General features: G+C 68.6%; 20 protein-coding genes. 9 read left to right on the top strand and 11 right to left on the bottom strand.

The window, feature by feature from the left end:
• The first annotated feature begins 145 nt into the window (after window positions 1-145).
• Genes HALXA_RS05965 through HALXA_RS21990 form a run of 5 tightly spaced genes read left to right on the top strand, consistent with a single transcriptional unit; the run spans window position 146 to window position 6615 of the window.
• Window positions 146-1246: a M48 family metalloprotease gene (locus HALXA_RS05965; RefSeq protein ID WP_013879410.1), complete on the top strand. Its 1101-nt coding sequence runs from the start codon at window positions 146-148 to the stop codon at window positions 1244-1246.
• Window positions 1243-3000 carry a DUF4129 domain-containing protein gene (locus HALXA_RS05970; protein WP_013879411.1) on the top strand — a complete coding sequence of 586 codons (1758 nt, stop codon included), beginning with the start codon at window positions 1243-1245 and terminating at the stop codon, window positions 2998-3000. The genes HALXA_RS05965 and HALXA_RS05970 overlap by 4 nt, the downstream gene beginning before the upstream one ends.
• The gene (locus tag HALXA_RS05975) at window positions 2997-3791 is read left to right on the top strand and encodes a DUF7269 family protein (RefSeq protein WP_013879412.1); all 795 of its coding nucleotides are present in this window, start codon (window positions 2997-2999) and stop codon (window positions 3789-3791) included. Before HALXA_RS05970 ends, HALXA_RS05975 begins: the two co-directional genes overlap by 4 nt.
• Window positions 3788-5185, top strand: a complete 1398-nt coding sequence (locus HALXA_RS05980; protein WP_013879413.1) for a DUF58 domain-containing protein — start codon at window positions 3788-3790, stop codon at window positions 5183-5185. Before HALXA_RS05975 ends, HALXA_RS05980 begins: the two co-directional genes overlap by 4 nt.
• Window positions 5182-6615: a hypothetical protein gene (locus tag HALXA_RS21990; RefSeq protein WP_013879414.1), complete on the top strand. Its 1434-nt coding sequence runs from the start codon at window positions 5182-5184 to the stop codon at window positions 6613-6615. The genes HALXA_RS05980 and HALXA_RS21990 overlap by 4 nt, the downstream gene beginning before the upstream one ends.
• Here HALXA_RS21990 and HALXA_RS05990 read toward each other — a convergent pair.
• Both HALXA_RS05990 and cofG read right to left on the bottom strand, forming a co-directional pair.
• A complete protein-coding gene (locus tag HALXA_RS05990; protein WP_013879415.1) occupies window positions 6601-7578 on the bottom strand; it encodes an AAA family ATPase in 978 nt (325 codons plus the stop codon). The two genes, HALXA_RS21990 and HALXA_RS05990, sit on opposite strands and share 15 nt — an antisense overlap.
• 74 nt (window positions 7579-7652) lie before the next feature.
• Entirely contained in the window at window positions 7653-8828 is a 1176-nt protein-coding gene (gene cofG / locus HALXA_RS05995) for a 7,8-didemethyl-8-hydroxy-5-deazariboflavin synthase subunit CofG (RefSeq protein WP_013879416.1), read from the bottom strand.
• 143 nt (window positions 8829-8971) lie between these two features.
• On the opposite strand from cofG, the gene HALXA_RS21995 reads away from it, so the two are divergent.
• A complete protein-coding gene (locus HALXA_RS21995; protein ID WP_013879417.1) occupies window positions 8972-9130 on the top strand; it encodes a hypothetical protein in 159 nt (52 codons plus the stop codon).
• A gap of 24 nt (window positions 9131-9154) precedes the next feature.
• On the opposite strand, the gene cofC is transcribed toward HALXA_RS21995, so the two are convergent.
• From cofC to HALXA_RS06010, 3 genes are all read right to left on the bottom strand, one after another.
• Entirely contained in the window at window positions 9155-9835 is a 681-nt protein-coding gene (gene cofC / locus HALXA_RS06000) for a 2-phospho-L-lactate guanylyltransferase (RefSeq protein ID WP_013879418.1), read from the bottom strand.
• A gap of 257 nt (window positions 9836-10092) precedes the next feature.
• Window positions 10093-11271, bottom strand: coding sequence for a tubulin/FtsZ family protein (locus HALXA_RS06005; protein WP_013879419.1), 1179 nt, complete (start codon window positions 11269-11271; stop codon window positions 10093-10095).
• Between the two features lie 264 nt (window positions 11272-11535).
• Window positions 11536-12429, bottom strand: a complete 894-nt coding sequence (locus tag HALXA_RS06010) for a complex I NDUFA9 subunit family protein (RefSeq protein ID WP_013879420.1) — start codon at window positions 12427-12429, stop codon at window positions 11536-11538.
• Window positions 12430-12550: 121 nt separating this feature from the next.
• Between HALXA_RS06010 and tmk the strand changes: the two genes are divergently transcribed.
• Entirely contained in the window at window positions 12551-13153 is a 603-nt protein-coding gene (gene tmk / locus HALXA_RS06015) for a dTMP kinase (protein ID WP_013879421.1), read from the top strand.
• 413 nt (window positions 13154-13566) lie between these two features.
• Here tmk and HALXA_RS06020 read toward each other — a convergent pair whose 3' ends face one another.
• Window positions 13567-13797, bottom strand: coding sequence for an Lrp/AsnC family transcriptional regulator (locus HALXA_RS06020; RefSeq protein ID WP_013879422.1), 231 nt, complete (start codon window positions 13795-13797; stop codon window positions 13567-13569).
• Window positions 13797-14528 (bottom strand): potassium channel family protein, encoded by a 732-nt coding sequence (locus HALXA_RS06025; protein ID WP_013879423.1) that lies wholly within the window; start codon window positions 14526-14528, stop codon window positions 13797-13799. Before HALXA_RS06025 ends, HALXA_RS06020 begins: the two co-directional genes overlap by 1 nt.
• 205 nt (window positions 14529-14733) lie before the next feature.
• Between HALXA_RS06025 and HALXA_RS06030 the strand changes: the two genes are divergently transcribed.
• Window positions 14734-14964 (top strand): Lrp/AsnC ligand binding domain-containing protein, encoded by a 231-nt coding sequence (locus tag HALXA_RS06030; RefSeq protein WP_013879424.1) that lies wholly within the window; start codon window positions 14734-14736, stop codon window positions 14962-14964.
• Window positions 14965-15267: 303 nt separating this feature from the next.
• Here HALXA_RS06030 and HALXA_RS06035 read toward each other — a convergent pair whose 3' ends face one another.
• Complete coding sequence (locus HALXA_RS06035) at window positions 15268-15825, bottom strand: DUF5813 family protein (RefSeq protein ID WP_013879425.1); 558 nt, start codon at window positions 15823-15825, stop codon at window positions 15268-15270.
• A 187-nt stretch (window positions 15826-16012) separates the two neighbouring features.
• Between HALXA_RS06035 and HALXA_RS06040 the strand changes: the two genes are divergently transcribed.
• Window positions 16013-16237, top strand: coding sequence for a hypothetical protein (locus tag HALXA_RS06040; protein WP_013879426.1), 225 nt, complete (start codon window positions 16013-16015; stop codon window positions 16235-16237).
• Between the two features lie 67 nt (window positions 16238-16304).
• On the opposite strand, the gene HALXA_RS06045 is transcribed toward HALXA_RS06040, so the two are convergent.
• From HALXA_RS06045 to HALXA_RS06055, 3 genes are all read right to left on the bottom strand, one after another.
• On the bottom strand, window positions 16305-16691 hold the full coding sequence (locus tag HALXA_RS06045; RefSeq protein WP_013879427.1) for a DUF7522 family protein: 387 nt from the start codon (window positions 16689-16691) through the stop codon (window positions 16305-16307).
• Window positions 16692-16774: 83 nt separating this feature from the next.
• Window positions 16775-18061, bottom strand: a complete 1287-nt coding sequence (locus HALXA_RS06050; protein WP_013879428.1) for an O-acetylhomoserine aminocarboxypropyltransferase/cysteine synthase family protein — start codon at window positions 18059-18061, stop codon at window positions 16775-16777.
• Between the two features lie 155 nt (window positions 18062-18216).
• Entirely contained in the window at window positions 18217-18999 is a 783-nt protein-coding gene (locus tag HALXA_RS06055) for a hypothetical protein (RefSeq protein ID WP_013879429.1), read from the bottom strand.
• Window positions 19000-19015 lie beyond the last annotated feature (16 nt).

Raw genomic sequence — 19015 nt, forward strand, 5'->3', positions numbered from 1 at the left:
AGCCCGACGGATCCCGCCGCTGCCGGTCGCGCTCTCGCCGCCCGTCGGCTCCCGCTCACCGCGACGGCCGCTCCTGTCGCGTCCATTTGTTTTTCAGGAAGACTTTTACTGCCGTATCCGAGACATGAAACAACGCCCTCCCCGCATGAGCCTCCGTCTGCGAATCTGCGGCGTCCTCGCCGCCCTCGTCGCGATCAACGCCCTGTTCGTCCTGGTCCTGCTGTGGGCCTACGGGGTCTTACTACCCGGAGTCGTCGCTGGAACGATCGTTTTCCTCCAACACGGGACGTTCCCGCTCGATTTCCTCCGGCTGCCGGTTTCGTGGCCGACGGCCGGCCTGCTGATCATGGGCTTTCTCCTCGCGCAGGTGTACTACGGCTACCGCCGCGTGCTCTCGGGCACCCGCGCCGGCGACGGCGATCACGACGTCGCCCGTACCGTCCGCCGGTTGGCGATGACCGCCGACGTGCCCGAACCGAGCGTCCGCGTCATCGACGACGACGAGCCGAGCTGTTACACGGTCGGTCGGCTCACCGACGCGACGATCGTCGTCACGACCGGGCTCGTCGACACCCTCGACGCGGACGAACTCGAGGCGGTGCTCGCCCACGAAATCGCCCACGTCGTCAACCGTGACGTGACGCTGATGACGATCACGACGCTGTTCGTCGAGATCGCCGACCAGGCGTACCACTGGGCGCGGCTGGCCCGCCGGGCGCTGTTCGACCCGCGCCAGCTATCGACACGCGGCCGGGTCGCGGTGCAGTGGTTCCTCCCGCTGGTCGCGCTGACCTACGTCTTCGTCGCGCCGCTGCTGTGGGTCTTCCCGACGATCGCCGACTGGGCCACGCGGACGCTCTCGCACGCCCGGGAGTTCGCCGCCGACGACGCCGCCGCGCGGATCACGGGCAAGCCCCTCGCCCTTGCGACCGCGCTGGTGACCCTCGCCGAGGCGACCGAAACGCCAGAAACGGACCTCCGCACGGCGAAAACGCGCGCGCTGTGTATCGTCCCGACCGAGCTCGTCACCGGCCGGGCGGTCGGTTCGGCGTCCGACGTAGCGGACGGAGCGAGCACGACGACGCCGGCCGAGCGCCGCGAGACCGTCTCGGCGTGGCTCGAGGGAGCGACGCCGGCGACGGCGACGACTGCTCCGACGGGAACCGGTACGCATCCGCCGGTTAACCGTCGACTCGAGCGACTGCAGACGATCGCCGCCGACCAGGAACTGGAGGGATCGGTATGAGCGCGAGCGGCACCCGCCAGCTACTGGTCGTTCTCGGCTGCGTCGTCTGCCTGCTCGCGGTCGCCAGCGCGCTCCCGGCGGCCGATCCGCGGCTCGATCCGCCGGGGACAACCGGCGATAGCAGTAACGGGAGTCCTTCGGCCGGTGAATGGGAGGCAATCACGGGCGACGATCCGTTCGCAGACCCTGCCGTGGAGCGTGACGACGATGACGGACCCGGGTCCGACGATCCGGTCGGTGCACCCGAGCCCACCATCGAGATCGACGGCGCACTCGAGCCCGGTAACGAGGTGACGATCTCGATCGACTCAGCCAGTACGTTCAACGAGCAAACCGTCGAAGTGAACGGCGACGACGTCGGAGAAACGGGCTGGGGAAGCGTCGACGCGACCGTTCCCTACGCCGAGGAGATGACCGTCAGGGTCGCCGAGACGAACGCCTCGCGAACCGTCGACGTCGAGACGAACGCGACGATCCGGACGCATGACGGCGCCGTCCCGGCCGGGGACATGGAGGTGTCGGCCGTCGTCGGCTCGACGCCGGTCCCCGACGCGACCGTGTTCGTCGACGGTGTATCGGCGGCCGAGACCGACGAGGACGGCCGCGCGACCGTCACGCTCCCCGACGAGGCCGGGCCGACCGACCTTCGCGTCGAGCGCGAGCCGGTGACCGGCGAGCGCGCCGTCGAGGTCACCGAGCCGCAAGTCGAGTTCGTCTCGCCGCTGCTGTTCCCCGGCTCGCCGGCGCCCGTCCAGGTCTCGGCCGACGGCACCCCGATTCCGAACGCGACGGTCTCGCTCGAGAGCGGCGGAACGGCGACGACCGGCGACGACGGACGGACGCGGCTCTGGCTCCCGATCGCCGACGAGGCGACGGTCACCACGTCGGTCGGCGACGAGACCGCGACGGCGACCGTCGGCGATCTCTACCTCCGACTCGCGGCGATCGTCGTGCTCGGCCCCGGCTTCGCTATCGGCGCGGTCGTGACGTACTTCCGCGTCGCCGCTCGCACCGACAGGCGGGGGTCCGGACTGTCGGGATTCGTCGTCGGACTCGGGGACGTGCTGTCGGGTGTCGCCGCCGCACTGTCCGGTGCGATCGACGGCGCGGCACGAGCCGTATCGCGGTTGGCCGGGCTGTTCACCGTACAGGGACCGCGGCTGCCGTCGCTGTCGCGATTACGGCTCTCGCTGCCGAGTCCGTCGTTCGGCGGCGGACTGGGGTTTCCGTCACTCTCGACCTCGCTCGGCTCAGCACTCTCGTCGTTCGGCCGCGCTTTCGGCTCGCTGTCGATCGGGTCGCTGTTCGGGTCGTCCCGAAACCGCGGCTCGAGGCTCGGTCGCCCGTCGCTTGGCGACTGGCTCGGCGGGGACGACGACGACGGCGATGGTGACGTAGACGACGCCGATGCCGACGACGGCGGCCCGCCGCCGCTGGCCGACGAACCGCTCGGTCCGCGCGGCCCCCGCGCCGAGATCCGCGCCGCGTGGCACGCCTTCCTCGACCGCCTCGAGGTGACCCGCCGCGAGACGCTGACGCCGGGGCAGGTCGCCAGACGGGCGCTTCAGTCCGGGTTCCCGGCGACGCTGGTCGCGCGCCTCGTCGCGATCGTCCGCGACGTCGAGTACGGCCGCCGCGAGCCGTCTCCGGAGCGAGTGCTCGAGGCCCGGGAGGCGGCGAGGGCGCTGATTTCGGCCGACGACGCTGATGATGCCGACGCCGACGACGGCAACGAGGAGGTGGGTTCGCGATGAGCCGCCGATCCTCGACGAGCCCGTGGCGCAGCGCGTTCGCGCGTCTCACCGCGGTCGACCGCGACCGACTCGCCGTCGCGGTGATCGTCGGCGGCACCGTACTGGCGTTCGCTTCGGTCGTGCTGGGCGGCTTCGCTCCGTACGGACTGCTGGCCGACGTGTTCTATCCGCTCGCCGTCCTCCTCCCGGCGATCGGCGTCGTCGTCGCGTTCGGCGCGTGCTGGTGGGCGACGGTCGCCGGCTCGAGCACGGGCGAACCGCCGCTGCTCGCGGATCTCGACGGCCCGCCGGAACGGGGGCAGTCGCGAACGGAAAACCCCGTCGCCCTCGAGACGACGTGGCTCCTCGAGGACGGCACGGACGAGTGGTACCGCTGTCAGGATGGGACGTCGACCGGGACGGTTCGCGAGCGCCTCGCGGACGGCGCCGTTCGAACGCTGCGAGCGAAACGCGGCCTCGAGCGGCGCGCGGCCCGCGAAGCCGTTCGCTCGGGGACGTGGACCGACAACGACGTCGCCGCGGCGTTCCTCGCCGCCGACGTCCGCCAGCCGGTCGAGGAGCGGCTTCGGGCCGCGGTCGATCCCGGCGGGGCGTTCGACCGGCGCGTCCGGCGGACGCTGGCGGCGATCGAATCGATCGCGGACGACTCACGACCGCTCGAGGTCGGTCGCGAGCGCGATCGGACGCCGACCGTGGCCGAAGCGGTGGCGAACGCGAACGGAGATGCGGACGACTCGGGACGCGACGGCGGGCCCGCTGTCGCGGAGACGGAGGTGCTATCGGATCGATGACCGCGTCCGAGCGCACCGTCGAACGGGTCGATCGCGGCGAGTGGGGCGTCGCGGTGGCGCTCGCGCTCGCCGGAATCGGACTCGTCGTCGGCAGTCAGGTTCTCGTCGTCGCGGCGACGGTGCCGCTGTGGTACGCCGCCGCGGCCGTCTTCGGGACCCACCAGCCGACGATGGTTCGACTCCAGCGCGAACTCGCGGCCGACGGCGACGACGCGGTCGTCGTCGGCGACGGCGGCCGTACCGGCCTCGAGGTGACCGGAAACGGAACCAGCAGCGGCGACGAGGGCCGCACCGTGACGGCCGACCCCGGCGACACAGTGACGGTCCGGACGGCGATCCAGAACGACGGGAGCGAGACGATCACCGATCTGCGGGTCGTCGACGCCGTCCCCGAGGGGCTGTCGGTCGTCTCCGGCTCCCCGCGGGCCTGCGTCACCCTCGAGCCCCTCGAGACGGCGACGCTCGAGTACGAGGTCGTGGTCCGTCGCGGCGAGCACGCGTTCGGCGACGCGACGGTCAGAACGCGGAACGCGACCGGGACGGTGACCGAGACGCGGACGGTCTCGGTCGCGGGCGACGACGCCGTCCGGTGTTCGCCGACCGTCGGCGACGCCCCCCTCGGAAGCGCGACCAACGACTACGCGGGCGAGGTGCCGACCGACGAGGGTGGCAGCGGCGTCGAGTTCTACTCCGTGCGCGACTACGAGCTGGGCGATCCGGTCGGCGCGATCGACTGGCGCCGTTACGCCGCCACGCGAGAGCTCTCAACGGTCGAGTACCGCGCCGAGCGGGCGACGCGGGTCGTCTGCGTCGTCGACGCGCGCCGGAGTCAGCTCCGGGCGGCCACGACCGCCGAGATTCCTGCGGTCGACCTCTCGGCGGACGCCGCCGAGCGGACGTTCGACGCCCTCGTCGACGAGGGGCATCCGACCGGCGTCGTCGGGATTGCCGAGGAGCGCATCGAGGCCGTCGAGCCGGGCACCGATCCGGCGACGCGCGAGGAGGTCTCGCGCGTGCTCGACGAGGTGTGGGACCTGGAACACGGGTCGCAGTACGTCCAGCAGCCGTCGGGTGACGACCTCGCGGCCGAACTCGCGACGACGCTGCCCGGCGAGGCGCAGGTGTACCTGTTCTCCTCGTTCGTCGACGACGAGCCGGTCGACCTCGTCGCGGGCCTTCGAACGCGGGGCTATTCCGTCCGCGTCGTCTCGCCGGACGTGACGGCGAGCGCGGACGGCGCGGCCGACGATACTGCGACCCGACTCGAGTCGCTCGATCGAACGCGCCGGCTGGCTCGAGCCCGCGCACAGGGGGCCCGCGTCGTCGACTGGCCGCTCGAGCGGCCGCTCGGACTGGTGCTTCGCAACGCCATCGGGGAGGTGGGACGGCGATGAGCGACGCCGGCGGTACGACAGACGCCGATCCCGGGCCCGCAGGGACCCCGCGACTGCCGTCGACGACGGCGTGGGCGATCGCCGTCGCCGCCGCGGTCGGACTGCTCGCGCTGGCGACGTTCGATCTCCGCGTCGCCGTCGGCGCCGGCGTCGGACTCGTCCTCGCGGCCGCGATACCGGGATTCGCCGGCTCGAACTGGCGCACAGTCGTCACGGCCGCGATCCTTCCGATCACCGCGCTCGGCGTGGCCGCTGCCCTCGGAACCGCCGGCGGCCCGGTCGACGGCGCGCTGGTGCTCCTCGGCGCGGTCGTTGCACTCGCTGCGGGTCTCCTCGTCACCGGCGGACTCGAGCCGTCGACGATCAAGCGGGCGGCCGCCGCTGCGGTCGTCGCCGGGACCGTTAGCGGAGCCGTTGCGCTGGCCGCGGACTCCGTCTCGCAACTCGGCCGAGCGACGATCCTCGAGACGGCGCTGTGGCTCACCGTCAGCGGACTCCGGGAAACGATACTCGCGCTGGTCGTCGTCGGCGTCGTCGCGGGTGCCGGTGTCGCGATGGTGCCGCCGGCCGCGTTTTCGACACCGGAATCCCGCGACGCGTACGACCGCGTCCGGCGAGGAGTGCTCGGCTGGATCGCGGTCTTCGTCGTCGTCGCGTCGCTCGTACTTGCGGGCCTAACCGTCCTCTCCTGGTTCGTTCCGGCGCTCGAGCCGGCGGTCGCAGTGCTCGTCGAGGGGCCGGTCGTTCGCGGCGCGTGTGCGATCGTGACGGCCGTCGGCATCGTCGTCAGCGCCGTCGGCGCTGTAGTTCGGTACGCGTGGATCGCCGCGGCGGAGCGCACGCGCGAGAGCGCCGTCGTCTCGGTCGTTGTCGGCTCGGTCCTCGGCGTGATCGCTCCCCTCCCGCTGGCGGTCGCGGTCGGCGTGCCGGCGACGGTCGTTTCGGTAGCAGGCGGGGGAACGGCCGGCGTCCTCTTCGCAGGCGGGGCAGTCGGTGCGGCGTACGCGCAGTGGCGGGCGGCGAGCGAGATCCGTCTCGGCCCCGGCCGCGGGTCGATCATCGTCGCTGCCGCGCTCGGGGCGGGTGCCGTCGTCATCGGCACGACGGTCGAGACGGGAGCCGGTATCGCGGCGCTCAGAACGGGCGTCGTTTCGATCGTCGCGCTCGCCGCCGGGCTGTTCGCCTATGATACCGGCCGGTACGGTCGCGTGCTGGCTCGAGACGTCGGGACCAGTCCAGCAGCGTCGCCCCGCCCGCAGTACGTGCGCGTCGGCTGGAGCGCGCTGGTTGCGGGCGTCGGTGCGACCGTCGCCGCGGTCGGACTCGCCGTCACGACGCTGTTCGCACCGACGCTGTCGGTGCCGGCGACGGCGGCCGTCCTCGCCGCTTTCAGCGCGGTACTCGCCGGCTCCTGGCTACTGTTCCGCTGAGTCGGCCGAGTCGGGGTCCATCGCGGGCACCTCGACGTGATCCAGTACCGACTCGACGACGGCGCGTCGGGACGCACCCTCGACGCTCGCTTCCGGCGTCAACACGAGCCGGTGGGCGATCGCGGCCGGCGCGATGTGCTTGACGTCGTCCGGGACGACGTACTCGCGCCCCTCGAGCACTGCCCGGGCCCGACTCACTTCGAACAGTCGCTGGACACCGCGGGGTGAGACGCCGACGTCGACGCGGCCGTCCCGCCGGGTGGCGCGACAGACCTCGCCGATGTAATCGCGAACGGGGCCGTCGACGGTGACGGTCTCGGGAACTTCCTGGAGGTCGCGCACCTGCTCGAGGTCGACCACGCGATCGACGGTCGGATCGGGACGGTCGCGGTCGGCCCGCCGGTCGATCAACTCGCGCGTGCCCTCGGGGTCGGGGTAGCCCAGCGAGGTCTTGATCATGAAGCGGTCGCGCTGGGCCTCCGGGAGTTCGAAGGTCCCCTCCTGCTCGACCGGATTCTGCGTCGCGATGACGATGAACGGATCCGGCAGCTCGTGGGTCTCGCCGTCGACCGTCACCTGATCTTCGGCCATCGCCTCGAGCAGCGCGGACTGGGTTTTCGGCGGGGCGCGGTTGATCTCGTCGGCGAGCACGACGTTCGCGAACACCGGCCCTTCAGTGAAGTGGAACTCGCCGGTCCCCTCCTCGAAGACGTACGAGCCGGTGACGTCGGAGGGCATCAGGTCCGGCGTGAACTGAATCCGCGAAAAGTCGAGACCGAGCGCGGTCGCAAAGGATCGGGCGGTGAGGGTCTTACCCGTGCCGGGGACGTCCTCGAGGAGGACGTGGCCGCGGGCGAGCAGGCCCGCGGTGATCTCTTCTAGAACGGTTTCGTCGGCGACGACGGCGGAGAGGATTTCGTCGATGACGCGGTCCGCGGTCGCCGCGGCGTCGGGGACTGACATATGGCGTACCGGATACCGGAACCTACGCGGACTTATACCCCTCGGTCGTTGACACGTCCCGCCCACGCGACGGCTCAGGCGCTCGAGCGAAGCACCGCTCGGTACCGCTTGCCGGCGTCGTCGTCGGCCGACAGCGCCTCGCGGATCGTCGGCGAGAGCCACTCGCGGTCGGCCTCGGGATCCCGCTCGCCTTCGGCACCCGCCGTGCCGTCGGCCGCCACGCCGTCGAAGCCGTCCGTCCGGAGCTCTGCCGGGAGGAATCGCTCGTAGACCGGGAGCCGCTCGCCGAGCGGGAGTTCGGCGCTCGCGGCGATCTCCTCGAGTTCGCGCAGCGCGGGCCACTTGTAGTCGGGGTTGATGTGGTCGTCCGTGACCGGCGAGACCCCGCCCAGATCGTCGACGCCGCAGTCGATCAGGTCCCGCGCGGGCGCGAGGTTCGGCGGGACCTGCACCGAAACTTCCTCGGGGAGGGCGGCCCGCGCCATCGCCGTCACGCGGCGCATCGTCTCGCGGTCGGGCGAGCCGTCAGACCAGCGCTCGTTTTCGACGACCGGCTGGACGATCACCTCCTGAACGTGGTCGTAGCGCTCGTGCATCTCGCGGATGGCGAGCAGACTCTCCGCGCGGTCGCGCCAGTCCTCGCCGACGCCGACGAGGATCCCGGTCGTAAAGGCGACGTCGAGTTCGCCCGCGTTCCGAATCGTCCGCAGCCGCTGGCCCGGCTCCTTGCTTCGCGGGCCGCCGTGGGCGCGGACTTCGGCCGTCGTCTCGAGCATCACGCCCATGCTGGCGTTGACGTCCGCGACCGCCGCCATCTGCTCGCGAGTCTGGTCGCCCGGATTGGCGTGGGGGAGCAGTCCCTCCTCTAAGGCAACCTGACAGGCCTCGCGAAGGTAGGTATGGATCGAGTCGTGGCCCCACTCCTCGAGTTGCGCGTGAATCTCCGTGTAGCGGTCGTCCGGATCGTCGCCGAACGTAAACAGCGCCTCCGTACAGCCCGCGGCGGCGCCCTCGCGACAGATCTCGCGGACCTCCTCGAGCGAGAGCAGCGAGGCCTGCCCCGGGGGGTCGAAGTACGTACAGTAGGTACAGGTGTAGCGACACGCCGTCGTCAGCGGTACGAAGACGTTCCGCGCGAAGGTCAGCGCCGACGGCGCCTCGACGTCGGCCGGCGTCACCTCGAGCAACTCGTCGACGGCGGCGTCGTCGATCGAAACCTCGACGCCGTACTCGCTCGCCCCGGGAATCATTACCTCCGAGTGTCGGCGCGTCGCACATAAGCCCTTTCCGTCCCGCCGATACCCGACGCCGAACGCTGACCGCCGGCCACCAGCCGCTGCGCTACCGAGGGACCGCCGCCATTTATGGTACCGGTGGTCCTTAGCGAACGTGTATGCTCGACGCTGTACTACACACCGGGTCGGAACACCCCGACCTCCTCTGGATCCTGGTGCCGAGTTTCCTGTCGTTCGTCGCGGGCCTCAGCGTGCGGACGTACGCCGACCGCCTCCGACGCTGGGCCCAACCCGACGGCGACACGGCAGCCGACTAACTTCGTTCTGTCCGCCGTTCGCATTCAACCGTCGCTGCGAGCGACGGTGACGCGGCCGTCCTGCTCCTCGAGTTCGAAGCCGAACGACCGGAGTCTGGCCGGCGCGTGCTCCGTCCCGTGGATGAGCACCTCGACCAGATCGTTCGGTTCGTCGATGTCGGTCGCCAATCGGAAGGAGTCGACCGCCTCGACGGCCAGCCCGGAATCGGCGGCGATCTCGCGGTGATCCAGGTAGGACGCGCCGTGGTAATCGACTCGAAAATCGGGGTGGCGAACGGCGAGCGCGTTCGTCCCGCCGCCCCGGCCGGGCGCGATCGCGACGTCCGCGTCGCCGGCGAACAGTCGCTCGAGGGCGTCGGGCGTCGTCAGCGCGAGGTCGGCCATGACGACGGCGACGGCTTCGGGCACGGAGTCGCCGTCGGCGTCCTCAGCCGGCAGCCGCGCGTTGACCGCCTCGGTGAGCGGTCTGTCGTCGACCGCTATCGTCGTCGCCGCGAGAACGTCGTCCGAAAGCGCGAGGTCGAAGTCGTCCTCGAGATCGATCGGCGCCGTCGCGAGAACGGTCGGCTCGTGGCCCGCCGCGACGATCGCGCCGAGGACGTCCGCGAGCATCGCCCGCGCGAGCGACCGGCGCTCGCGCTCGGCGAGGACGGGACTGAGTCGCGTTTTCGGTGACTCTACGGCGAACGGGACGACGACGCGCATGCTCGCCGAGCATTGACCGCACGCGCCTAAAAGAACGTCGAACTCCCGAACGAGTCAGCCCGAGTCCGAAAACGAGAGTCGCAGTCGATCTCGTTTGCGGGGTGGTATCCTGTGTCCCGTTATCGCACCGTTTCGTGCCCCCCGACACGACCGCCGCCGCTCCGTCCGATTACCGGCGATCGAACCGCATCGCGCCGCACTGCATCGCACTGCACCGTTGTACCGTGTCCCGCTCCGAATCGACCGAACCCGGCCGCTTAGAACAGCGGCTCGAGTTCGTCTTCGTCGTCTTCGACGAGTTCCTCGAGGTTCTCCTCGCTTTCCTGTTGGATGTCGTCGATGTTGTCCTGGGCCTCGATCGCGACCTGCTGCAGGCGCTTGATCCGCGGGACGTTGGTGACTCCCGAGAGCAGGATTGCAGCGGCCACTTCCGGTTCGTCGCGCGGGTAGTCGCCGCCGCGGACTTCCATGCTGCCCGTTTCCTCTTCGAGCCACTTCCGCCCGCGCTCGATGCCTTTCCGGTTCAGGTACTCCGAGGGGCCGGACAGCACCAGCAGGGCGCGTTCGGTGCCTTCGATCTCGCAGGGGAGCGTGAGGCGACCGAGCGCGGCCTTGCGGACGAGGCTCGTGATGCGGTTGGTCGTGTTCGCCGCGTCGAGGTCGTCGTCGCCGCCGTCGTCGCCGGTGAAGCGAGAGAGGAGGCCGCCGCTCGTATTCATATCGACCTCCTCGCTGGCGAAGCCGACGGTCGAGACGCCGCCGCCCGAGAGCGTGTTGATGATCTCGGAAGAGTCGACGACGCTCTCTGCAACCTCTTCGCCGTCGCCGACCTCGCCGGCACCGAAGAGGATGCCGAACCGGCGGACGATCTCCTCGTTGATCTGTTCGTAGCCGCCTTCGACGGACTCGCCGGTCTGTCGCCAGGAGTCGTTGTCGAAGACCAGCAGGTTGTCGACCTCGCGGACGAACGTCTGGAAGGAGCGGGCTGCGTTGAGCGTGTAGATCCCGCCTTCGTCCGTGCCCGGGAGGATACCCAGTCCGTAGACCGGGATCGTGTAGATCCGTTTGAGGTGTTTCGCGAGGACGGGCGCGCCGCCCGAGCCGGTGCCGCCGCCCATCCCGGCGACGACGAGGAACGCGTCGACCTCGTGGGTCGGGATCGAGTCGATCGCGTTCTGGACCTCGTCGATGTCCTCCTCGGCGACTTCCGCGCCGAGTTCGTTGTCTGCACCCACCCCGTGGCCCTTCACGCGGGCCTGCCCGATGAGTACGCGGTTCTCCTGTGGAATATTATCAAGACCGATGAGATCTGCTTTCGCAGAGTTAACGGCGATCGCCGCGCGGACGATCCCGCTGTTCGTTCGATCGTCGTAATCGAGGAATCGATCGACGATCTTGCCACCAGCCTGTCCGAATCCGATCATCGCCAGCTTCATTGTTTGTCAGGGGGCTCCGTTGAATTGGTAACAGAGTGATGAGGGGCATAAGTCTTTCTATGATGTGAATTTCTCGCACAATCTAATATTGCTCGAAACAAGTCGCCAGCGACGATTTTCAGCCCGATTTTCGGACACAGAAAATACTTCTGGCCGATAGTGGACAACGTCTTTATACTTCTCAACGGATCGTATCGATTTCAGAGACGCGAGTAATCGCCGATTAACACGCTACTACCGGGGGTCGAGACCAGCCGACGACGGCTAGTCGGCGTGGGCGAGTCCGAGATACGAACCGAGGGTCGTCAGGTCGTCCGCGGTCACGCCGAACGCGGTCACGTCGTTGTCCGCCACGGTGTTGTCCAACTCGAGCGATCGCGCCTGATCCGCGCCGAAGGGAACGAAGGGGACGGCGTCGACCGCCGCGAGCCCGAGTTTGGTCAGCGCCATCGGTACCGGGACGATCGTCACGTCCTTCCCCTCCGCCGCGTAGACCAGTTCCGTCGCGTCCGCGAGCGTCACGACCTGCGGGCCGCCGAGTTCGTATATTTCGCCGGCGTGGGCGTCGTCTTCGATAGCGTCGGCGAGCATCGGGACGAGGTCGCCGACCCAGATCGGCTGGAACCGCGTCTCGCCGCCGCCCGGCAGTCCGGTCACGTACGGCGTCGTCAACTGTTTCGTGAAGTCGACGAACTCGCCGCCGTCGCCGAAGACGATCGACGGCCGGACGATCGTCCACTCGAGATCCGAGTCGGTGACGACTTTCTCGGCCTTCCCCTTGGCGCGGATGTGGTCGATGTCGCTGTCCGGGTCGGCGCCGAGAGCGCTGATCTGGAGGTAGCGGTCGACGCCGTGATCTTCGGCGGCCCGGACGAGGTTCTCCGTTCCGCCGAGGTGGACGCGTTCCTGCGCGCCGGGATCGCTCGCCTGGTACAGCGGCGAGAGCGCGACGAGGTTGACGACGGCGTCGTGGCCGGCGACGGCGCCCTCGATCGAGTCGTACGCGCTGACGTCGCCCATCTCGAGGTCGACGTCGTCGGGCAGTCCGTTCCGGTCGGGGTTGCGCGATAGCGCCGTCACCTCGTGCCCGCGTTCCGCGAGTTCCGTACAGAGATTGGTGCCGATGAAGCCGGTGCCGCCGGCGACGAGGACCTTCATACGGATTCGTTCGGTCGCAGACGACAAATAACCGGCCGGTCGTCCGACCTCGAGAGCGGTAGCGACCGACCCGCGTGGAGCCATCGCTACTCTCTTAGACCACCCCCACCGACCCGTAACCATGCTCGTGACGCTCGAGGGACTGGACGGCAGCGGCAAGACGACGGTCTGGGAGGCCTTACAGGAGCGCTACCCCGACGCCGTGTTCACCCGCGAACCGACGGACGACTCCTGGTACGGCGAGGCCGTCTACCGCTCGATCGAAGACGACGACGCCGACTCGCTGGCGGAACTGTTCCTCTACACCGCCGACCACGCCGCCCACCTCGCGCGCGTGATCGACCCCGCCCTCGAGCGCGGCGACCTCGTGATCTCCGATCGCTACTCCGACTCCCGATTCGCCTACCAAGGTGCGACCCTCGCGGACAGCGAGCGCGACTACGGCCTCGAGGACCCCCTCGAGTACGTCGTCGACGTTCACGACCCCTTTTCGATCACGCCTGACCTGACGATCTACCTCGATCTCGACCCCGAAACCGCGGCCGAACGCGCCGGCGCGACGAACAAGTTCGAACACGCCGACTACCTCGCCGACGTGCAGGCGAACTACGAGCGGCTGATCGAGCGCGATCCCGACCGGTTCGTTCGCGTGGACGCGACGCAGCCGCAGGACGCGGTGCTCGAGCGGGTCGAATCGATTCTGTCCGACGTCGTATCCGCGTAATTCGGCGTCCGCTCATTGGAAACTGCGGACAACACATAGTGGCCGGGAGTGCACCGCGAGCAATGCGAGCGGTGCACGAGTCGGGGGAGGACAGGCTATCACACCATCACCGACCGCGAACGACCAGCGGGAGCGAGCGGGCCGACGACTGACCCGGAACGAAGTGCAGGGAAAGGAGGAGTGCTTTTCATCGAAGCTAAGCGGAATCTTCGATCCCGCGAGGTCGTCGGGCGGCGCTGCCGCCCGACTGCTCGAGGGGCCGTCGGTCCCTCGCTGTCCGAGAGAGCTTTGCTCTCTCGAGAGTTCACCGAGTGCGGTCGCGAAGCGACCGCACGTGGTTCGAGACGCCGAAGGCGTCTCGTCATCACGGAAGACGCTATGCGTCTTCCGAACGACAGCGTAACCGTTCGTTCCTAGTCCATCGCGATGTACGTCTGCGTGTCCTCGACGCCCTCGATGCCCTGAATTTGGGTCGCCGCGATGTCCTTGACCGCGGCCGGCGTCTCGACCTGGGATTTCGCAATGATGTCGACGTCGCCGGCAACGATGTGTGCCGACTCGACGCCCTCGATCGCCAGAATGTCGTCTCGCAGTCGATCCGCCTCGCCCGTGTTCGCTTTGATCATGACGAATGCAGTAACCATCAGTTCGCACCTCCTGAGCCAGATCCGGAAACCGAATCGGTACCCGCGTTTGCGTTCGCGGCCGCCTCGCGCTCGGACTCGCCGACCAACAGCTGTCGGACCTCGCTCAGCACGTCGAAATCCGCCAGCACGACGAGCCGATCGCCTTCCTCGAGCGATTCGTCCTCGTCGGGAATCGCGAGTTCCCCGTCGCGCTTGCCGAACGCGAGCAGCCGCGCGTCGGCGGGCAACTCGAGTTCGCTGATCGTGTAGCCGTTGACCGGCGCGTCGTCGGTGATCATCAGTTCGACCACCTGCAGGTGCGGCGCGATGTCCGCAATCGCGCGGATCGTCCCGCCCAGCAGGGCGTTTTTCGCGCCGATGGCGCCGAGCCGTTCGGGGTAGATCACCTCGTCGACCGCCTCGGCGTACTTGCGGTAGATGCCCTCGCGGTAGGCCTCGTCGATCCGCATGATCGTCCGGCAGCCGTAGTGGTCGGCGATCATGCAGGCGGTGAAGTTGACGTTCAGGTCGCCGGTCAGCGCGCCCACGGCGTCGGCGTCGGTGACGCCGGCTTCCTCGAGGACGTCCTCCCGGGAGCCGTCGCCCTCGACGACGCGGAAGTCCTCGTTGCGAGCGCGCCGGACCTTCGGCTCGTCGCGTTCGATGAGCGTCACGTCGTGGCCCTCCTCGCGCAGGACTCGCGCCGTGCGCAGGCCGACCCGTCCGGCGCCGATGATCACGAACCGCATGGAACGAGGTACGCCGGCCCGCGTCAATAAGTTTGCCCCGGTGTCTCACACCACACGCAGCGTCGAGCGCTCGAGCGGGGTGCTGCAGTACGACAGCAAGCGGTGCCGACGGCGGCACTGCTCGAGGCCACAGCGGCCTCCCAGCGCGCGCAACCGGACGGCGGGCAAAGGCTTTAGTCATGCGACAGAGTACCACACCATCACGATGGTTCACGCGTACATCATGGTGAAGACCGCCGCCGGGAAGTCCGAAGGCTTGCTCTCCCGGATCCGTGACTTCGAGCGCGTCTCGGCCGCCCACATCGTCGCCGGCAACTACGACATCATCGCCGAAGTCGACGCCGAGGAAGTCTACAACATTCTCGAGACCGTCTCCTCCGATATGCAGGGACTCGACGGGGTGACGGAGACGAAGACGTACATCGCGATGGACTAAAGACGAACTTTTGCGCTGCGGGTGCGTCTGCGGCGCACCCTCGACAAAATCTTCAAAAGAGCGCTTCGCGCTCTTTTGGACCTCGCGGAATCTTCGATTGCGCTCAGCTTCGATGAAAAGCACTCCTCCTTCCCGTCGCTCACGACGTTCGCTTCAGGTCAGTCGTCGGCCCGCTCGCTCCCGACGGTCGCTCGCGGTCAGTAGCCGGGGTAGGGGCCTGCCCTTCCCCGGATCGTACGACACTCGCAGTGCTCGCGTCGTACTCTCGGCCAAGGAATTCGGTTCCTAATCGCTTCGTCTACCTCACATCGGCATGCCGCCGCTGTTGCCGCCCGGTCCGCCGTCTTCCCCTCCTTCTGCCGCCTGCTGGCCGCGATCCTGCGCGTTCTCGAGCAACGTCGCGGCCGGGCCGCGGTACTCGTAGCCGGGGATGATCCCCTGCGCGAAGGTGCCTTCGACGAACTCGATGAGCGCTTTGGCGTCCTCGACGCCTTCGCCGGCGTCCCAGGCGAGGTACTCGAGCGTGACGGTGACCTCGTCGGCCCCGCGCTCGACGCCCGGCTCGTCGTGCGTGCTCGTGTGCGCGACGCCGAAGACGTCCTGAAGGCGGCGCTCGAGCGTTTCGAACCAGCCGTCCTCGACGACGTCTGCGACGCTCTCGTCGGCGACGGCTGCGTCTAGCGTCGGAAGGACGACCGTAACGGTGAATTCGCCGTCGCGTTTTCCCTCGGCGGGGTCGGCGGTGACGGTCGCGTCGAAGACGGTCGTCGTGAGTCGGTAGGCGTTCGCCGCGTCCGCGGCCGGTTCGAAGGCGTCGTGGGACTCGAGTTCGCGGGCGACGGGGTCTGGAAGCTCGGTCATTATCGTCCCGAACGGGCGTCGCGGAAAAGGGCGTTACGTTGTGGGCCCGATTCGGCCGTGATAGCGGGTCTCGGGGCGTCGACTTTGAGATTCGACTGACCGTTTCCGATCGTTTCACGCGGAAGCCGTCGATTACCCCCGAAAATGGGGTCCATTACTACAACGGATATCGACGTTTTCAATCGGCATGACTCTCGATAGACACGCCGCGGAACGACGCCGGTTCGCTCGCCTCCTCGGGGTCGACGGCGAACTCGGTTCCGGCCTGCCGATCGGCGACCCCGATCACAGCGTCGACGACCGGACGAACCAGAACCGCGCTCGTGACGACCAGTCTCGGACCGGCGTCGACACCGATACTGAGGCCGAATCGGTATCGGCTCCCACGAGCGGCACCGAGGGACCGACCTGAGTTGGCTCGGCCTACTGCCCGATCGTGTCCCGCCGTCACGAGTGTCCGTAAGCCGACACTGATCACCTCAGCCGTCGCGGTCGTCGAGGAAGGAATTGACCGCCGTCGCGACTTCTTCGAAGTCCTTCATCGTGAGCCCGTCCGTCGTGACGAACACGCCGTTGCTGTCGCTGGTCACCCGAACCAGAAAGCCGTTGTCGAACACTCGGATCGTATAGTTGTAATCGCCGAGTTCCGACCCCTCGTAGGCCGTCTGAGCGGTCTTGAAGCCCCGCCACTCGTGGCCGATGAACGTCGAGAGATCCGCGTCCCGCTCCAGGTCTTCCCGGAGGTACACCTGCTCGTAGTCGTCGCGGGTGAAGTAGGTCACCGAGCGGAGGCTATCCCCGATAGCCGTCCGACACGTGGTGACGATTCGGTCCGCCGCCTCCGGCGTCAGCAAGCCCGTAGCCATACGGGGAGTCACAACGGCCCGCGTCTTAACGACGGGGGCCGCTCGTAGCGCGCTGCGAACGGCACGTGCCCGATCGATCGCGCCTACGTCTGCGAAATCGCCTGCTCGAGGTCGGCGATCACGTCGTCGACGTCCTCGATGCCGACCGAGAGGCGCACGAGGTCGTCGGTGACGCCGCTGGCCAACTTCTCCTCCTCGGTGAGCTGCTGGTGGGTCGTGCTCGCGGGGTGGATGATCAGCGTCTTCGCGTCGCCGACGTTGGCCAGCAGGCTCGCGAGGTCGACCTCGTTGCAGACAGTTTCGGCGGCGTCGTAGCCCCCTTCGAGGCCGAAGGTGATCATGCCGCCGTAGCCCCCCTCGAGGTACTCGCTGGCCTCCTCGTGGGTCTCGTGGCTCTCGAGGCCGGGGTAGTTGACCCACGCGACGTCCGGATGGTCCTCGAGGTACTCCGCGACGGCCATCGCGTTCTCGCAGTGTTTCTCCATGCGCAGCGGGAGCGACTCGAGTTTCTGCAGCGTGACCCAGGCGTCGAACGGCGACTGCTGGTTGCCCAGATCGCGCAGTCCGCGGGTGCGGGCGACGACGGAGAACGCCATGTCGCCGAAGGTCTCGTAGAAGTTGACGCCGTGGTAGGCCGGGTTCGGCTCGGTGATCTCGGGGTAGTCGCCCTCCGGCCACGGGAACGAGCCGCCGTCGACGAGGATCCCGCCGACCGTCGAGCCCGCGCCGTGGATCCACTTGGTTGTAGAGTTCCAGACCAGGTCCGCGCCGTGCTCGAGCGGGCGGCACAGATAGGGCGTCGCGAAGGTGTTGTCGACGAACAGCGGCACGTCGTGGTCGTGCGCGATGTCGGCGATCCGCTCGATATCGGGCGTCACCAGCGCCGGGTTGCCGATCGTCTCGAGGTGGACGAAGGCGGTGTCGTCGTCGATGGCCTCCGCGTAGGCCTCGTAGTCGAGCGTGTCGACGAACTTCGTCTCGATGCCGCGCTTCGCGACGGTGTGGGTGAGGTAGGTGTAGGTCCCGCCGTACAGCGACGACGAGGAGACGATGTTGTCGCCCACGTCGGCGAGGATGAACGTCGCCAGATCGAAGGCGGCCATCCCCGACGACGTCGCGAGCGCCCCGACGCCGCCCTCGAGCGTCGCGATGCGCTCCTCTAACATCGCGTTCGTCGGGTTCATGATCCGCGAGTAGATGTTGCCCGTCTCCTCCAACCCGAAGAGGGCGGCGGCGTGTTCGGTGTCCTCGAACTCGTAGGAGGTCGTCTGGTACAGCGGCGGCGCTCGAGCGCCGGTCGTCGGATCCGGTTCCTGGCCGGCGTGAACGCTGTCGGTGGCGAACTCGTGGTCGTCGGTATCGTCTCCCATATCGCCGTCCGTTTCGCTCCAGTAGTGTAAACATATCTGCCGATCACGTTCGGCGCTGAAGCGTCCCGTCGCCGACTGAAACCGGGGGACCGGGTTCCCGAGTCGCCGCGGAGCGAACGAGTGGAAAGGGAAGGCGGACGGGGAGCGAGACAGGCTCAGGTTCGACGGGCGATCGCCGCAGCCGCGAGCACGGCGACCGCTGCGATCGCGAGGCCGGCCGTGAAGCTGGGCACCGATTCCGTGATCGAGGCGGGAGTCGAATCGCCGTCGGCGGAATCGCCACCGCCGTCAGCACCGTCACTACCGTCAGCACCGCCGGTCGATTCCGCCTCCGTTTCGGCGCTCTGAGATCCCGCGCCGTCCGATCCGGCTGCCGACTCGCCGACGGTCACCGTCCCCGCCTCGAGCGACGGGTCGACGGGATCGCCGCCGTCGGCGTCGACCTGCAGCTCCGTGACGCGCAGGTCCGTCGCGCCGTCGGCGACGCCCTCGAGTTCGAGCGTCGCCAGCGTGACGTCGGACGCGCCGGCCGAAATCTCGTCGTTGAGATCGACCGCCTCGACGGTCACCGTCCGGCCGTCCGCGCTCACGACCGGCTCGGTCGTCATCGCGTAGTGGTCCGGGTAGTCGGCGCCCGCGACCGTCGCGACGTCGGACTCGAGCTCGAGCGTGAGTTCGAACCCGGCGAGTCCGTCGGGGGCGTCGGTCAGCGCGATTCGCTGGGTCGCAGTTCCGTCGGGATCGACCGTCGCGTCGTTGACCACGAGCGTCGGCTCGCCCGCCGCGCTCGCGGTGACGGTCGGCGCGGGTGCAGCGTGGGCATCTGATTCGTCGCCGGTCACGGCGCCCGCAGTGAACGGGACTGCGGCCGCAACAGTGAGTGCGGCGACGATCGCGAGCGTGACGAGGATCGCGGACCGCTGAGAGTGTTCGGTCATAGGTAGCGGGAGTGCG

Origin of the sequence: Halopiger xanaduensis SH-6 (assembly GCF_000217715.1) — an archaeon.
Lineage (GTDB): Archaea > Halobacteriota > Halobacteria > Halobacteriales > Natrialbaceae > Halopiger > Halopiger xanaduensis.

Bases quoted from the DNA above. Each gene is read 5' to 3' on its own strand.
- HALXA_RS06025 (WP_013879423.1), bottom strand. From the start codon at position 14,528: ATGCGGTTCGTGATCATCGGCGCCGGACGGGTCGGCCTGCGCACGGCG.
- HALXA_RS06005 (WP_013879419.1), bottom strand. From the start codon at position 11,271: ATGAAGCTGGCGATGATCGGATTCGGACAGGCTGGTGGCAAGATCGTC.
- cofC (WP_013879418.1), bottom strand. From the start codon at position 9,835: ATGCGCGTCGTCGTCCCGTTCGCCGTAGAGTCACCGAAAACGCGACTC.
- HALXA_RS06030 (WP_013879424.1), top strand. From the start codon at position 14,734: ATGGTTCACGCGTACATCATGGTGAAGACCGCCGCCGGGAAGTCCGAA.
- cofG (WP_013879416.1), bottom strand. From the start codon at position 8,828: ATGATTCCCGGGGCGAGCGAGTACGGCGTCGAGGTTTCGATCGACGAC.
- HALXA_RS06055 (WP_013879429.1), bottom strand. From the start codon at position 18,999: ATGACCGAACACTCTCAGCGGTCCGCGATCCTCGTCACGCTCGCGATC.
- HALXA_RS06045 (WP_013879427.1), bottom strand. From the start codon at position 16,691: ATGGCTACGGGCTTGCTGACGCCGGAGGCGGCGGACCGAATCGTCACC.
- HALXA_RS06035 (WP_013879425.1), bottom strand. From the start codon at position 15,825: ATGACCGAGCTTCCAGACCCCGTCGCCCGCGAACTCGAGTCCCACGAC.
- HALXA_RS05990 (WP_013879415.1), bottom strand. From the start codon at position 7,578: ATGTCAGTCCCCGACGCCGCGGCGACCGCGGACCGCGTCATCGACGAA.
- HALXA_RS06040 (WP_013879426.1), top strand. From the start codon at position 16,013: ATGACTCTCGATAGACACGCCGCGGAACGACGCCGGTTCGCTCGCCTC.
- tmk (WP_013879421.1), top strand. From the start codon at position 12,551: ATGCTCGTGACGCTCGAGGGACTGGACGGCAGCGGCAAGACGACGGTC.
- HALXA_RS05975 (WP_013879412.1), top strand. From the start codon at position 2,997: ATGAGCCGCCGATCCTCGACGAGCCCGTGGCGCAGCGCGTTCGCGCGT.
- HALXA_RS21990 (WP_013879414.1), top strand. From the start codon at position 5,182: ATGAGCGACGCCGGCGGTACGACAGACGCCGATCCCGGGCCCGCAGGG.
- HALXA_RS21995 (WP_013879417.1), top strand. From the start codon at position 8,972: ATGCTCGACGCTGTACTACACACCGGGTCGGAACACCCCGACCTCCTC.
- HALXA_RS05965 (WP_013879410.1), top strand. From the start codon at position 146: ATGAGCCTCCGTCTGCGAATCTGCGGCGTCCTCGCCGCCCTCGTCGCG.
- HALXA_RS06010 (WP_013879420.1), bottom strand. From the start codon at position 12,429: ATGAAGGTCCTCGTCGCCGGCGGCACCGGCTTCATCGGCACCAATCTC.
- HALXA_RS05980 (WP_013879413.1), top strand. From the start codon at position 3,788: ATGACCGCGTCCGAGCGCACCGTCGAACGGGTCGATCGCGGCGAGTGG.
- HALXA_RS05970 (WP_013879411.1), top strand. From the start codon at position 1,243: ATGAGCGCGAGCGGCACCCGCCAGCTACTGGTCGTTCTCGGCTGCGTC.
- HALXA_RS06050 (WP_013879428.1), bottom strand. From the start codon at position 18,061: ATGGGAGACGATACCGACGACCACGAGTTCGCCACCGACAGCGTTCAC.
- HALXA_RS06020 (WP_013879422.1), bottom strand. From the start codon at position 13,797: ATGGTTACTGCATTCGTCATGATCAAAGCGAACACGGGCGAGGCGGAT.